The sequence below is a fragment of the Sphingobium sp. PAMC28499 genome, assembly GCF_004795815.1.
Lineage (GTDB): Bacteria > Pseudomonadota > Alphaproteobacteria > Sphingomonadales > Sphingomonadaceae > Sphingobium > Sphingobium yanoikuyae.
The window spans coordinates 1,071,399-1,086,416 of record NZ_CP039248.1 but is presented as its reverse complement, the minus strand read 5'-3'; the positions used below and the strand labels follow the sequence as shown (position 1 = coordinate 1,086,416).

15 protein-coding genes are annotated in these 15,018 nt (G+C 60.6%); 11 read left to right on the top strand and 4 right to left on the bottom strand.

All coding sequences use genetic code 11. From position 1 onward, the window contains the following. Window positions 1-38 precede the first annotated feature (38 nt). From E5554_RS05135 to E5554_RS05100, 8 genes are all read left to right on the top strand, one after another. On the top strand, window positions 39-551 hold the full coding sequence (locus E5554_RS05135) for a DUF2840 domain-containing protein (RefSeq protein ID WP_136186162.1): 513 nt from the start codon (window positions 39-41) through the stop codon (window positions 549-551). After that, entirely contained in the window at window positions 548-1,153 is a 606-nt protein-coding gene (locus E5554_RS05130; RefSeq protein ID WP_136186161.1) for a S26 family signal peptidase, read from the top strand. The genes E5554_RS05135 and E5554_RS05130 overlap by 4 nt, the downstream gene beginning before the upstream one ends. Then, window positions 1,126-1,467 (top strand): DUF736 domain-containing protein, encoded by a 342-nt coding sequence (locus tag E5554_RS05125; RefSeq protein ID WP_004209617.1) that lies wholly within the window; start codon window positions 1,126-1,128, stop codon window positions 1,465-1,467. The genes E5554_RS05130 and E5554_RS05125 overlap by 28 nt, the downstream gene beginning before the upstream one ends. A gap of 17 nt (window positions 1,468-1,484) precedes the next feature. After that, a complete protein-coding gene (locus E5554_RS05120; RefSeq protein WP_247594381.1) occupies window positions 1,485-2,147 on the top strand; it encodes a lytic transglycosylase domain-containing protein in 663 nt (220 codons plus the stop codon). A 286-nt stretch (window positions 2,148-2,433) separates the two neighbouring features. Then, a complete protein-coding gene (locus E5554_RS05115; protein ID WP_004209615.1) occupies window positions 2,434-2,805 on the top strand; it encodes a hypothetical protein in 372 nt (123 codons plus the stop codon). Next, window positions 2,802-4,664, top strand: a complete 1,863-nt coding sequence (locus E5554_RS05110) for a type IV secretion system DNA-binding domain-containing protein (protein WP_136186159.1) — start codon at window positions 2,802-2,804, stop codon at window positions 4,662-4,664. The genes E5554_RS05115 and E5554_RS05110 overlap by 4 nt, the downstream gene beginning before the upstream one ends. Further along, complete coding sequence (gene mobF / locus E5554_RS05105) at window positions 4,664-7,426, top strand: MobF family relaxase (RefSeq protein WP_136188263.1); 2,763 nt, start codon at window positions 4,664-4,666, stop codon at window positions 7,424-7,426. The genes E5554_RS05110 and mobF overlap by 1 nt, the downstream gene beginning before the upstream one ends. Before the next feature lie 695 nt (window positions 7,427-8,121). After that, window positions 8,122-8,805, top strand: coding sequence for a CDP-alcohol phosphatidyltransferase family protein (locus tag E5554_RS05100; RefSeq protein WP_136186158.1), 684 nt, complete (start codon window positions 8,122-8,124; stop codon window positions 8,803-8,805). 183 nt (window positions 8,806-8,988) lie between these two features. On the opposite strand, the gene E5554_RS05095 is transcribed toward E5554_RS05100, so the two are convergent. Continuing rightward, entirely contained in the window at window positions 8,989-9,882 is an 894-nt protein-coding gene (locus tag E5554_RS05095) for an SDR family oxidoreductase (protein ID WP_063141850.1), read from the bottom strand. A 394-nt stretch (window positions 9,883-10,276) separates the two neighbouring features. Here E5554_RS05095 and E5554_RS05090 point away from each other — a divergent pair, with 394 nt between their 5' ends. Beyond that, window positions 10,277-11,968: an FAD/NAD(P)-binding protein gene (locus tag E5554_RS05090; RefSeq protein WP_136186157.1), complete on the top strand. Its 1,692-nt coding sequence runs from the start codon at window positions 10,277-10,279 to the stop codon at window positions 11,966-11,968. Next, window positions 11,965-12,465, top strand: coding sequence for a DUF1543 domain-containing protein (locus E5554_RS05085; RefSeq protein ID WP_136186156.1), 501 nt, complete (start codon window positions 11,965-11,967; stop codon window positions 12,463-12,465). Before E5554_RS05090 ends, E5554_RS05085 begins: the two co-directional genes overlap by 4 nt. A gap of 59 nt (window positions 12,466-12,524) precedes the next feature. Here E5554_RS05085 and E5554_RS22945 read toward each other — a convergent pair whose 3' ends face one another. From E5554_RS22945 to E5554_RS05075, 3 genes are all read right to left on the bottom strand, one after another. Continuing rightward, on the bottom strand, window positions 12,525-12,701 hold the full coding sequence (locus tag E5554_RS22945) for a hypothetical protein (protein WP_168708679.1): 177 nt from the start codon (window positions 12,699-12,701) through the stop codon (window positions 12,525-12,527). A 169-nt stretch (window positions 12,702-12,870) separates the two neighbouring features. Further along, the gene (locus E5554_RS05080; RefSeq protein ID WP_136186155.1) at window positions 12,871-14,067 is read right to left on the bottom strand and encodes a DUF2252 family protein; all 1,197 of its coding nucleotides are present in this window, start codon (window positions 14,065-14,067) and stop codon (window positions 12,871-12,873) included. Between the two features lie 205 nt (window positions 14,068-14,272). Continuing rightward, a complete protein-coding gene (locus E5554_RS05075; RefSeq protein ID WP_136186154.1) occupies window positions 14,273-14,527 on the bottom strand; it encodes a hypothetical protein in 255 nt (84 codons plus the stop codon). Window positions 14,528-14,728: 201 nt separating this feature from the next. Here E5554_RS05075 and E5554_RS05070 point away from each other — a divergent pair, with 201 nt between their 5' ends. Beyond that, complete coding sequence (locus E5554_RS05070) at window positions 14,729-15,004, top strand: helix-turn-helix transcriptional regulator (RefSeq protein ID WP_210729804.1); 276 nt, start codon at window positions 14,729-14,731, stop codon at window positions 15,002-15,004. Window positions 15,005-15,018 lie beyond the last annotated feature (14 nt).

Here is a 15,018-nt window from a genome sequence, read left to right as displayed (position 1 = left end):
CTGGTGATCGCATCCCCATGCCGTGAGCGAGACGCAAGATGACGCCAGCACGGGACCGCGCCGGCCCCGGCACAGCCGTGGCGGACAAGAAGCTTCACACCGACATCGAACTTGTCTGGATCGAAAAGCGCATCGAACATTGGATCCGCTTCGGCAACGCAGTGGACGAGACGATCCACTCGCGCTGCACACGCATATTGCGCTTCCCTCCCAACAGTCCTGTCGCATTGGTCCGATGGTCGACGAGCGACTATGGCACGATCCGGTCGCGCATCGACATCATGCGCACGGTGATACCGGGCGAGGCCTGTTCGACGCTGCCATTCGTCCGCCCGGGCGCGCAAATCTGGCTCAGCATCGAGGGCGGGCCCAAGGTCCAGCTGGTGCTCGAGACAATCGATGCCATCGAAGCGGCCGGCATCGATCCCTGCGCTGTCGTGCCCGAACATTGGAGCCATGTCGCCGACCGGATTGCAGCGGGTGAGCAGCCACGCGCCTATACTGCCGAGCGCCATGTGGCGTGGCGCAAACGCAAGGCGCTCGGACGATGAGCCAGGCTTTCTATCGTCTCGCAACGCTGCTCGCAGCGCCGGGCTTTGCCATCGCCTTTGCCATGATTGCAGTCAGCGGACCCGCGCCACGCCTGCTCTGGAACAGCAGCGCGAGTGCGCCTGTCGGGCTCTATCTCGTCCATGTCGGCGCACGGGCGCGGCGCGGTGCCTTCGTCGCCGTCATGCCGCCGCCACGGCTTGCCGCCTTCCTGGTGCGGCGTCGCTATCTAGCCGAAAATGTGCCGCTACTAAAGCGGGTCGCAGCGACGGCCGGTGCCCGTGTCTGCAACGCCCAAGGCATTATCAGCATAAATGGGATCGCCCGCTCGATCGCCCACGCGCGGGATCGGGAAGGCCGTGCACTTCCGGGCTGGGTTGGGTGCCGCACGCTCGAGAGGGGCGAACTCTTTCTCCTCAATGCGCCGGCCGACAGTTTCGACAGTCGCTATTTCGGTCCGCTTTCCAGCCGGACGGTGATCGGGATCGCGACGCCAATCCTCACGCGCGCCGCGCCCGATGCGCCCTGGCGGTGGCGCCGCGATGCGACAGCCCAGACCGACAAGGAGAAAAATCGATGCATATCGGTAAATTCCGCAAGGTGATCGGCGGCTATGCCGGCCGGCTCCAGACATTGAGCCTCGATCTCGACATCCGAGTCCTGCCCGCCGGGCGAAAGGCAAGCGCGACAGCGCCGGACTGGCATGTCGTCCTTGCACGCGGCGACGCGCGCATCGACGTTGGCTGCGGCTGGACGCGCACCAGCGACAAGGCCGGCCCCTTTATCGCCCTTCTGCTCGATTGCCCGTCTTTCTCTCGTCCACTCCGGGCAAACCTCATGCGCTCCGATCGCAATCCCGCTGACCATGCCTTGCTCTGGTCGCGCAGTCTGCCGCGCCCTAGGGAGGCGCAGCCATGACTGCCAGATCCGCAATCATGCGCCGTCGCCTGCCCTGTTTTCTGCTGGCCGGCCTCCTAGGCTGTGCCATCGCAGCGCCGTCACGCGCCCAAGAGCATGGCCTGATCATCGCCGAAGCCGCGTATCGCTTCGCGCTTCCCGAGGACCTGATCCGCAGCGTCATGGCGGCAGAGAGTGCAGGCGATCTGCGCGCAGCATCGCATGCTGGCGCCATGGGACTGATGCAGATCATGCCTGCAACCTGGTCTTATCTGAGCAGACGCCACCATCTGGGTAGCTCTCCCTACGAGCCCAGGGCCAACATATTGGCAGGGGCTGCTTATCTGCGCGAAATGATCGACCGCTATGGGGATCTACGCCTTGCTCTGGCGGCCTATAATGCCGGGCCGGGGCGCGTCGACGCCTACCGCAAATATGCCCGTGCCCTGCCCGCCGAGACCATCACCTATGTCGCTCGTGTCACCGAAAGGCGCGAGGCTGATGCCCGCAATATGTTTGTCCCCATGCCGGCCGACTGGCGCGCGTCGCGCCTCTTCTCTGGCGGGATCGCCGCGATGAAGCCGCCGGGCGATGGCGCTGCTGCTCGTTCCGCGCTCACCGCTCATTTGCCTGGTGAGGATGGCTTTGTGGATGTGCTGCCGACGATTTTCGTACGGCACTCTACTGGCTCGGCGCGATGAACCATCGTCCTACCGCCCATGTCGCAGTTGCCGGTCGGAGCGCCGCATGGTCGAAGCCGGTCATGCTGGCGAGCGTTGATTGGGGCGCCCATTGGGCAAGGTTCCAGGGCTGCGATGCTCCGCATCGAGCCAGCAATTTTGATACACACCTCACGCACGGGTGCATCGCGCATTTCTGCGGGGTTGACGGGATGCCGATAGCATCTCGCCAATCGCAACGGCGCGGACATGGCGCAATTGCGCCATTTCTAGCGATGGCAAATAGCATCTCGTCACAGGTAGTGCGATGAGCGCTCGGGCCCAAACCGTGCGGCTCTCTCCAGCCCAGCATCGCATCCTTGCCGAATTCGCCCGGCAGCGCGGCTTGAGCGAATATGCCATGCTCGCTCGGGTCGTGGACCAGGGGCTGATCGCCCTCGTCCAGGGAACAGGCAGCGCGATCGACACCCGCGAGATCGTGACCGAACTTGCAGCGGTCGGCACGCATGTCATCGACCTCGAGCATATGCTCGACCGCACGCTGTTCACCGCCTGCGCAGCCTATTGCTACGCCCGCAGCGCGGCGAGCGGCGCAGGCAAGAGCGACGAAGTCCTCACCCAGGAGATCCATGCCGCCTATGATCGGCAGCGGCGGCTCGCGCAGGAACATCGATCATGACCCGGCGAGACGATCGCCGCGACCATGCAGACGCCCTGTGCAAGCATCATCTCGGTATCGAGGGCGCGCGCCTCAAGCGGCAGGCCTTGGTGATGCTGGCCTCTATCGCCATCGGCGGACTGTCCTTGCCGACCATCTTGCTGAACAAGGACAGCATGCTGGCCACCGGCACCTATTATTGGGCCAGGACCAAACTCTTGGCCGTATCGGCCTGGAAGGCGGACACGGGAATCGATGTCCACTATCCCGACCATATCGAGGAAGGACGATCGGCCCGCCAGATCATCGCCCATCCCTATTTCCACCACCAAGTGGATCTTCTCTGGGCCTGCATCAAAGGCGGCAGCATGCTGGGCTTTGCTGGCTGGCTCGTTGCGCTGATCGCCTTGCGTCATGCGATGGCCCGGCGACGTGAGCGCCTGCTGGCCGATCGCTGGATCGGCGGAACGCAGGTGGCGGACGAGAATAAACTCGCCAGGCTGACCGGCAGGCAGGCCGATGCCCGCACCCTCTCGATTGGAAAGGTACCAATTCCCACCCGCCTCGAAACCCGTCACATGGCCATGATCGGCACAACCGGGAGCGGCAAGACCACAGCCTTACGGCAATTGCTCGACGGTATCGAGGCGCGTGGCGAAGCTGCTTTGGTCTATGACACAAGCGGCGAGTTCATCGCACATTATTACGATCCGGCGCGCGGCGATATCATCCTCAATCCGTTCGATGCGCGCTGCGCCTTCTGGTCGCCGTTCGCCGAGATCGCCCATCCCGCCGATGCCGACCGCATCGCCCACCAGTTGATCACCGAAACCGGGAAACATGATAGCGACGTGTGGCTCGATACCAGCCGCATCCTTGTCGCCAACATGATCAGGGCTTTGTGGCGAGAGAAGAATGGCACTCTGTCAAACCTGCTTCATGCCCTGAAAAACCGGACCAGGGATGATCTCAAGCAATGGCTCGCCACCAGTTCATCGGCACGCACCTTTGCCGATGATGCCGACCGGGCAACGGGCAGCGTCCTTTTCATGCTCGCCAAGGCCGCGGACCTTATCCAGTTCCTGCGCGCCGAGGGCGCCAAGGACAATCCCTTTGCCTTTCGCACCTTCTTCAATGGGCTCGATCGGCATTCCGGCGCGCGGCCCTGGATATTCGTGCCGAGAAAGGAGGACTATTTCGAAGCGTCCAAACCCTTGCTCGCCTGTTGGCTGGAATGTGCGGCAAGCGCCGTGCTGGGCCTGCCCCCTTCCGATACACGGCGCATCTGGTTCGTGCTGGATGAACTGGCCGACCTGCCCCGCGTCGACAATCTGGCGCGGCTACTGCCCGAGGGCCGCAAATTTGGTGCGGCGGTGATATTGACCTTCCAGGCGCTGGGGCAGATGCAGCACCGCTACGGGCCGCAGATCGCCGAGGCCATGCTGGGCTGCTGTAACAGCAAGCTGTTCCTGCAAAGCATCGACAGCGAAACGAGGAAATGGGCCAGCCAGACCATCGGCGAGTGCGAGATGGAAATGCGGACCAAGGCCGACATTCTGGTAGACGGTGATGAGGGCCACCAAATCAGCTTGGGCAAGCGGCGAGAAGTCCGCCCGGCCGTCTTCGAGAGCGAACTGCGCCTTGCGCGGCATGATGGCTATTTGCTGCTGCCCGACGGATTGCCAGTAGCCAAAATCCGGCTGACCGCCGATCATGTCGCGCGGCGCGGCCCCCCACGCCAGCCGCGGCTTATTGAAGCCGATCCGGCGACCATGCTCTGGGGCAAGGCTGCGCCAGCGTCCCCGATATCTCCTGCACCGCCATCTCCAGCAGCGTCGTCACCGCTTTCCACCCAGCCCGAGAGCCAAGGGCCAGTATGATGGTGGCATCGGTATCGGCATTGACCAGCTCGGCGCAGGCGAGCAGCTATTATGAGGCCGATGACTATTATGCCGAGGGCGGTTTGTCGCCCTCCCATTGGCAGGGCCAGGGCGCCGAAGCGCTGGGTCTGTGCGGGGAGGTGGACCGCGACCAGTTCCGTGCCTTGCTGGACGGCAGGATCGGCGATCTGCAGCTCGGCGCCTTTCGGGATGGCGCGCTTAACCACCGTCCCGGCTGGGACGTGACCTTGAGCGCCCCCAAGTCGGTGTCGATCATGGCCCAGGTGGCAGGCGACCGGCGCTTGATTGACGCCCATGGCCATGCCGTGAAAATCGCGATGGCGCATGTCGAACGGCATATGGCCGCGACCCGTGTACGCGACGGCGGCACCGTTGCGCGCGAGGCGACCGGCAATCTGGTCATTGCCAGCTTCCAGCATGGCACCAGCCGTGCCCAGGACCCGCAGCTTCATACCCACAATGTCATCATGAATGCCACGCAGGGTGAAGATGGTGGCTGGCGCAGCCTCGAACCGCGCGCGCTCTACCAGCTGCAAAAGCAGATTGGAGCCATCTATCGACAGGAACTGGCCTTGAAGGTGCGAGAGCTCGGCTATGAGATCGATGCCGGCAAGGAGTCCATGTTCGAGATCAGGGATGTGCCAGCCGGTGTCATTGACGCGTTCAGCACCCGAAGTGCCGAGATCGAGGCAGCGCTTGTCGAAAGGGGAACATCTCGTGATGCCGCCAGCGCTCTGGAGAAGCAGATTGCCGCGCTCGACACGCGCGAGGCCAAAGTCCTCGCCGACCAGACGGGACTTGTTGCGCAATGGCGGGAGAGGGCCGCCAAGACCGGCTTTGGGGCAGAAGTGAGGTCGATGATGGTAAGAGAGGCTCAGGCCAGAATGGCCGATCCTTCTCATCGCGCCAGGATGGCGTTTGAGGGCGAGAATGGCGCAGCCCGCGCTGTCGCCCATGCCGCCGCCAGTCTGGGAGAGCGGCAGTCGCTATTTTCCGAGGCCACCTTGAGACAGGAGGCTGGACGGATCGGGCTGGGCCGGATCGGCTACGAGCAGATCGGGGCCGCAATCGATTTGGCCACGAAGAAGGGGGATTTGCTGGAACGTGTCTATATCGACCGGCGCGGCGCCGAATTTTCTGGGTTCACCACCCGGCAGAATGTCGAGACCGAAACCAGGATGCTGCGGATCGAGGCGGACGGGCGTGGGGGACTTGCCCCAATCGCATCCCCACTTGCGGCCGCAAAGGCGGTTGCCAACGCTGCAGCGCAAGCCGAGCGCGCAGGTTTCGGCTGGAACCCCGATCAGCGCTCTGCCACCCAGAACATCCTGAACAGTTGCAACCGGATCACGGCTCTGCAGGGCTATGCCGGCACGGCCAAAACCACGACTGTACTGGCGACCTTTGCCTGTGAGGCTGCGGCGCGAGGCGTGTCGATCACCGCACTTGCGCCCACCGCATCAGCGGCGATGGTGCTTGGGCAGGCGCTGGGCACAAATGGCGATACCGTGGCCCGACACCTGTTATCACCGCAGCGTGGCGATATTGGTCGACCTGCCGCGTGGATCGTGGATGAAGCATCCCTGTTGTCGGCTCACGATATGGCGCGACTGTTCGAGCTTGCAGCCAAGCATGATGCCCGCATCCTGCTTGTCGGGGATGTAAAGCAGTTGGGTTCAGTCGAGGCGGGCGCGGCCTTTGCCCAATTGCAGGACGCTGGCATGGAGACCGCCAGGCTGGCCGAGATTGTGCGACAGACCAATGGTGCCACCAAGGAAGCCGTGCTGGCGTCGATCGATGGGGATGCCAGAAAAGCCATGGCAGCGCTGGATCGAGGTGGCGGGCAGGTCATAGAAAACGCGGATCGGAATGAGCGCTTTGCTGCCATCGCCCAGCGATATGCCGCGCTCGACAAGACAGGACGTGCCCGCACCATCATCATCGAGCCGTCGCGCGAAGGGCGCGATGTGCTGACCGCAGACATTCGCACCGCCCTCGCTCGATCGGAGATATTGACCGGTCCCGCCGTTGCCGTGGAAAGCCTCACCAACAAGGGGCTCACCCGAGCCGATGCGCGCGCTCCGCTGAGTTACGACAAGGGCGACGTCGTCAGCTTCACTCGTGACTATGCCGATAAGGGGGTGGCGCGGGGAGAAGCCTATCGCGTCGAGAGCATAGATCCGGTCAAGGCTGCCATCACGCTCAGGGCCGAGGATGGGCGCGCGGTGGACTGGCGCCTGCGGCAATGGGGGGCAGGTCATGCTCAGGCTTTCTTGGCCCAGTCGATCGACCTCAAGGCCGGCGATACGATCCGGTTCACCCGCAATGACCGCGAGACGGGGCGGGTGAATGGCGCCCGTGCGCAAGTCCTTGCGGTTGATCAAGAGGCGCGCACCGCCACGGTCCAGACTGGACGAGGGAAGATCGAAACGCTCCATCTCGATTCCGCCCGCGACCGGCATATTGCCCATGCCTATGTCGATACCGCCTTTGCGGCGCAGGGCAGGACCGCCGACCACGTCATCATCCATGCCGACAGCAGAGCGACCAACCTGGTCGATCAGAAGTCCTTCTATGTAGGGATCTCCCGAGCAAAGCTGTCCGCCACCATATACACTAATGATCGCGACAGGCTCGTGGCTGCGATCGGTGCGCGGACCGGCCAAGTTCAGACGGCCATATTTCAGGCCAAGGCCCCGGCACTTGCAGCTGGCGCTAGGAAAGACGCTGGTCTGGGATGAGGCTGGGCCTTCATCCTGGCAGGGTAAAAAGTGGCGGCATCAAACGATCCGATTGGTTCGCGCCGGGCAGCGTTCCCGCCTAGAAGTGGACCAACCGCTGTAGGGGGCCGGCGCCGGGCGCCCCGGCAAACAGCGATCGACGGTCGGGAGCGGACGGTCGGAGATCAGTGTCGCCTCGATCGTGAAACCAATTGCGCGCGCGCTTTGTTTGTTTCGACGATGAGGCGAAAAAGGATATCGATGATGCCCACGACACCTAAAACTACCGACGGTCCAGAGGACACCGGCGCTGGCGAGCGCACCAACCGGAAGGCCGCCCAGAAGGTCTCGCCGGGAGATCGTAGCGCAACGATCGCTGGGGAAGGGCTCGGAAGCCCTGCCATACGTACCACAGACATCGACGAGCCCGACGCCCCGGCTCCGACTAGTGATCGTCCAGATAGAGGTCCGAGCGGTGCCGCGACAGCAGGAAGATTCCCAGATAATTTGCCCAAAGAGTCTCGAAGCTAAACCCGAGCGTGATTGCAGTGACGGGTAGATAGCGGACTGTTTCCAATTCTCCCTAAGCAAACTTGAAGAGGCGCTGGGAACAACGGAATCGGTCGCAAGCTGCCATCAGGCATATGCCTTGGAAGTGACGGGAGGTATCGCCATTCTCACATTGCCCAGTGAGGCTTATGGCTTCATAAGGGACTATGACAATTCCCCTAAAGAATTTAGCCGCCCTTTCCCGCATCCAAGAGAATTGGCTTGCCGCGAAAGAGCGGAAATTGCTGAACTGGTTATGCGCTCAAATGCCGCAGTACGTCACCCCCGATCGCCTGACGGCCTTGGGCATGTTCGGTGCATGTTTGATTTTCATAGGCTATGTGGCAAGCAATCTACACACATCGTGGCTGTCGCTCGCCATTGTTGGTTATGTCGTCCAATGGTTTGGGGATTCAATGGACGGGAGCATCGCTCGCTTTCGCCGCATTGAGCGTCCTTCCTATGGCTATTTCATCGATCATAGTTGCGATGGGCTTGCGACCCTACTCATCCTTACCGGCATCGGCCTCAGTCCGTTCGTCACCATGGACATCGCGATGGTGGCGCTTGCTGGATATTTGCTGCTCTCGATCCACGCCTATCTTGCCGCGCGCGTGCTGGGAGAGTTCAAGCTGTCATATCTCGCAGCGGGCCCGACCGAATTGAGATTGATGCTTATCGCGCTCACGCTGATGATGATGGTTTTGGGTTCTGGTCCAGGATATTTTGGGCGCCTGTCGGGCTTCGACCTGTTTGTCGGGGCAGCAGGCTTTATTCTTATTCTTCTTTTCGTCATTCAGACCTTGACCACGGGCCGGCGGCTGGCGCGCTCCGAGCTCTTGGAAGGGTGAAAAGCAGCGTCTCAGGGGCGATGGCGGATTGCAGATTTAGAAACCGTAGCATGAACGACGCAAATGGTCGCTTCCCTTCCAGCTGGTTTCCGGCAACGCCCAAGGCAATACATTCCATGAAGGCACGTTCCCGGATATTCACTGCCATAACGGCCCCACAGTGATGCGGGGCCGTTATTTGCATCACGCGATACCGGCACCTCCCGTCACACCATAGACTTCGCCCGTGATATAACTGCCCTCCTGCGAGGCAAGCAGCACATAAACGGGCGCAATCTCGACTGGCTGGCCAGGACGACCGAACTGGCTCTGCTCGCCGAACTGTCTGACCTTTTCCTGCGGCTGCCCCCCGCTGGGCTGCAGCACGGTCCAGAATGGACCGGGCGCCACCACATTGGCGCGGATGCCCTTCTCGATCAGCTGCTTTGCCAGCGCCTTGGTATAGGCGACGATGCCGGCTTTGGTCGTGGCATAGTCCAGGAGAATGGCCGACGGCTCATAGGCTTGCACCGAGGCGGTGGTGATCACGGATGCGCCAGCAGGTAGATGAGGAACCGCCGCCTGCGTGATCCAATGCATGGCATAGAGATTGGTCTTGAGCGTACGGTCGAAATCTTCCGAGCTCACGGCTGTCACATCATCGCGATATTGTTGATGACCAGCATTGATGACGAGGATGTCGAGGCCGCCTAGGCCAGAGAGCGTTTCATCGACAAGTTTGCGGCACCAGCTCTCATCGGTGATGTCGCCCGGTAGCGCCACGGCCGTGCGCCCTTCAGCCTCGATGAGGGCGACCACTGCCTTTGCGTCAGCTTCTTCACTTGGAAGATAGGAGATGGCGACATCAGCGCCTTCTCGCGCAAAGGCAATGGCTGCAGCCCGGCCGATGCCGCTATCGCCACCGGTAACGAGCGCCTTGCGGCCCTTGAGCTTTCCTGAACCGACATAGCTGTCCTCGCCATGATCAGGCTTTGGATCCATGTTTGCTGCGATGCCGGGGACCGGTTGCGGCTGCTCTGGAAATGGCGGCTTGGGATATTGCGCGCGCGGGTCCTGCATGGTGAGACGCTCTGCCATGTTCGCTCCTTGCTGAGTGGAATGATGGACATTGTCCGGGTTGCCTCCTGAGGCGACAGGGCAATTTACGAGCCGCAAGGGCATCTGGTTCCAGTGAATGAGCTGCGTAGACCGATCGGCGGGAGCAGTTGCGATGGCGGCGGCGCGCGCCCTTAAACGATGGTAGAGTTCATATCGGCGCAAGACGCGCATGCTAGATGCATCATCCGTGGTGAAAACGGCGTTCAGCTGAGGCAATCTGTCGTGGCGGAGGGCGGGAGGCCGGGCTTTGAGGTCCTGTTCTGCGAGCTCATACGGTGCCGATACCGCGTGGCGCTAACAGGAAAAGAGCTTAATTCGCATCAACTATGGCAGTTACCATGGCACTCAATGGCGCCACGGGAATTGCACTGACATGCCTACCGCAATCGCTTTCGTCGGCGCAGGTCCGACCACCATCTATACGTTGAACGCGCTGATTGATGCCCTCGGGAGTTTACCAGGCCGGCCTGACGCCAATATCACCATATTTGAACTGCAATCCCAGCCAGGTCTGGGCACCCCATATCGGCCAGGCTGGAATGATCCCGCCATGCTGTCCAACATTGCGAGCGTCGAAATTCCGCCTCTGGCAGAAACGTTGATCGATTGGCTCGGCCGCCAGGATGAGGATCGGCTTCGTGCACTCGGCATTGATCGATCAGGCGTCGACGAACGGGCTTTTTACCCGCGGGTAGCGCTCGGCCGGTTCTTTCTCGACCAGTTCACCCAACTGGTCGAGCGCGCCCGTTTGAAGGGGATCGACGTTCATGTCCGCGCGCGAACCAAGGTAGTCGACATTGAAGTTGAAGGAGACAGCCTGAAGCTGATGATCGCCCCTGCCCGCTTGCCCCAGTCAATCGAGTGGTTTGATTATGTCGTCCTGGCGACTGGGCATCAGTGGCCCGAAGAGCCCGAAGTGCGACCCGGCTATTATCTGAGCCCATGGCCGGCAAGCGCGCTTCAGCGGATTTCCGCTACAAAGGTTGGGCTGCGCGGAAGCTCACTGACGGCCATTGATGCCGCGGTGGCTCTGGCTGTCGCCCACGGTCAGTTCGAATGCCGGAACGGCGGAGCTTTGACATATCGGTCAAAGCCCGGCCATGAAAAGCTTCAGATAACGATGATGTCGCGCAAGGGCCTGCTTCCGGAAGCTGATTTCTACCATACCATCCCCTACATACCGCTTTCGATCTGCACGGAAGCAGCGATCACAAGCCTGATCGAGGATGGAGAAGGCGATATTCTCCGTCGAGCCTACGCGCTTTTCCGGCAGGAGCTGCAGGAGGCTGACCCGGATTATGCGAAACGCATCATGCTTGCAGACCTCGCGCCCGAACAGTTTTCGGATCGCTATTTTGGAGAGCGCGCCAACGTCGATCCATTTGAGTGGGCAGCGACCAACCTGGCAGAAGCCAAGCGCAACTTCGCCAAGGAAGTCACCGTTCCATGGCGCTATGCCATCTTGCGGATGCATGAGGTGATGGCACTGATCGTTCCGCACCTTGATGAAGATGAACTCGAGCGGTTTGACCGCTTTCTAAAGCCGATATTCATCGACGACTATGCAACAGTGCCACACCTTTCCATCGAACGCCTGATAGCACTACATCAGGCAAAAAAATTGGATGTGAAGGCATTGGGAGAAAATTACAGAATCGATAGTCATCGAGCCGATTCCGGTGTGCATGTGTTGATTGATGGCGAAGATCACCATTATCCTGTGTTCATCGAAGCAACCGGACAGCGTCCACTCAATGTTGACGCATTCCCCTTCCCAACCTTGATCGAACAGGAAATCGTCCAAAATGCCGCAGACATGCAAGGCTGCAGCGTCAAAGGTGTCGCAATCGACGAGCGCTATCATCCTGTCTCTGACGACCCGGCGGCGCGACGCATATTCTGTCTATGCCTGCCTTTCATTCTTGGTCGCCATCCCTTTGTCCAGGGCATCACCAGCTCCCATGAAATGGGCCTGGTAGTCGGCGCCGAACTGGCTTGTGCGATCGCGATACGCCCATCGCGATCGCCTGTACGGTCCGAGCACCAGCCCGGAGCACCGATATGAAGCTTTTTGCGATATATGTGGGCGGCGAACATCCCAGGGCCCATATCGAAATCCACGATATGCGGTTTGTCGTAGCTGATACGATCACGGACACCCATGCAGCATTGCGGGAGCAATGGTGGGGCACGCCAGGCACGCTGCACATAGACTGCTGGGCCGTGATCGATCATGCCGATGGCTACAATGTCACTCTACGCCCCGAGCGATGGACGGGCGCCGAGAGGCTATATTATGTCAATCTGGGAGGGTATGACCCGACGGACTTCGCGGAGCAGCATCGCAACATGTTCGTCGTGGCAACCAGCCTGTCGCGGGCGAAGGCAAAGGCGATCGAGGCCGTGGCTGGATGGAAGGACGCCCATCGTGACGACATGTATGAGGCGGAGCAGGCTTTCGCGCTCGACACGATGGTCGGAGAGCAGTTCCACATCCATTTGACACCGAGCCTGCCAGCCCGCCCGTTGAAATTCAAATGCAGCTACAAACCGCTAAAATAGAGGCACTCCAATGAAAATCGCCGCCCCGGACCGGGGCGGCGATTTTCATTGGAGGACCGTTACTCGCCGGTGCCGGGCTTGTCGGTCTTGGGTGGTTTGCCGTCTTCCACCCTACCTTCGTTGCGAAGGTCGCGACCCTCCTGGGCCTTCTTCTGGCTTTCAGGCGATTTGCCATGCTCGAAAGCTTCTTCCTTCACGTAGCCGGCGGCTTCCTTGGCCTTGCCTTCAATGCTCATGATACTCTCCAATCTGCTCGAGACAAATATTGTCCCGCCAGAAGGACAATCCCTAGCCAAGAGGGGCGTTCCCGGTCGCCGCTGTCGCTTTAATCTCAATCAGTGTGATTTTACCGAGCGCAGTCGGCACGTCCGCACGGCTGAGCATCCTTCCCAGACGAAAGATGTCTCAGCGCGCCAGTGCATAAATGCGACAATGGTCGAGATAGCCTGCTTCATGTCGCGCCGCCAAGGCAACTACGGCCCGCCACAACCAGGATGGGGCGTCCATGCCGTTCGATCGGCCGTTGCGCAAAGTCGTGAGCCATGCGCGGCGTGTCGCTTTGTCCATTTGTCGTGCATGGGCTTTTCCCACAACGAAGGCGAGATATCGCGCGGCTTTCAGGGCCTCGCCCCGAGAAAATTGTTCTGCCTCGATCTTGAGGTCTTGCGGCATCAGTTCGCGAACGAAGATCGAATGTCCAAGCATCCTTGCTGTGGCCATGCGCTCGCCCAGATGCGGAGACAAGGCGCGTGCTGCTGCCAGCACGCGTTCAGCAGGATCATCCGGCATGCAGGCTCCGGACGCGATCGGCGCGACAGGTTGAACAGCTTCCTTGAGATCGACCAGCGCATGATCGGTGCGCTTTTTTCCTTCCAAGGTGACGACCGCGGCAAACCGCAGAAGGCCAAGCGAACTGCAACCCTTCATCCAATAGGCAGCGTCCGCCATGACAGGTGTGCGTTCTTTCCCGCGATGATCGAGAGACAGGATCATCGCGCTGACAGGCGGATGGATCACGACATCGCGCAGGGCCGCATATTCCTTTTTATCGAGCGGCCAAAATCGCTTGCCAAGAGGAATACAGGGTTCAATCGCCTCCAGCCGCTCTTTGGCCAGATGACGCCATTTGCGGTTGAGAGCACGGCGGCGAACCGTGCGCACCGCATCAGGTTCCTGCTGGGCCTCCCGCTCGTCCTGGTCCGGGTCGGAAAAGGCTTCGGCGTAGCCCGCAATCATCTCTTCCAGCATGCGAGCGGTGATGACGCCTGGAAGATCGGAACCGCGCGCCGCAGTCGCAAGTGACAGACCAAGGCGGATGAGATCATGAGCGGGATTGCCGATGACTGCCTGATCAAGATCGCGTATCTGGATCGCGACATTGCCGTCGCTATCCGCTAACGGACCAAGATTGCCAAGATGGCAGTCCCCGCAGATCCAGATCGCCGGCCCTTCCGGGACGATCCGGGCAAGCCTGCTATCTTCCAGCCATTCGTAGAAACGTGAAGTGTTGCCCCGCACATAAGCATGGGCCGACCGTGCCATTTTGAGGTCACGACGGGCATGGAGATAGGGAATGCGTTCTGCAGGCGCGAATGGCTTCATGGAGACATGAACGAGCAACAATTTGTGCCGTTCCGTTAGCTTTTGCCATTGGCTTTTCAAGCTGGGCCGGTGACTGGCCTAAGGGCTGTGGCATGCAAGGCTGTAACACGCCGTGCTGCACAAAATGATGGATCGGATGCTGCTCTGGCCAAGCTCTCCGGAAACCTGGTCAGCCGCAGCGGCAGGTCTTTTGCGAGGCCGGCGATCAGCAGCCCGACTTGCGCGCGAAAGCGAGGAGCATTTCTGCGACAATCATGCGCGCGTCACCTTCTATTGCCAGACTTTTCGGGTCGAGGCTGTGATTCAGTTCACAATTGAGATGCGCTTGGGCAGCGCCTTCCAGATCGAGGGACAATCCCTGCAATCGCGCCATGTTGATGGCAAATTCAAGCGTGGTCTGCGCCAGCTTGGTGGCGGCGACGGATTGCAGTCTGAGCGCGTAAGCTTCTTCTTCCGTCATGCCTTTTCCTGCTCAGATGGTGCGAAAAGCCTGTCATCAATTCCGTGTGGAGAACCTAGTGGGACGATTGGCAATCGGTCAATCTCAAGCAACATTATGGCGCGCTTCCATGCTACATTCCGATGGAAGCTTGACAATAAATCTATATAGGTAGATTTATTGATCATGCCTCGAACACGTTCCTTGTCCTCTCACGCCCGGATGGTACTTGCCGTCCTGCTCGATGCCGATGGCCAATGGTCGCACGGATATGAACTGGCGCGCCACGCTGATGTGAAATCCGGCACACTCTATCCGCTCCTCATCCGCCTGGAAGCTCAGGGACATCTTGAAGCAGAATGGCAGCAGCCAGTTGAAGCTGGCCGCCCGCCACGGCACGCCTACCGGTTGACGGCGAGCGGTGTGCAGCTTGCCCGCGCCAATCCTCCCGGTCATCCGGTCACAACTGCCGTGCGCAGCCGGCAGGCAACCATATGAGCATAGGGCTTCGT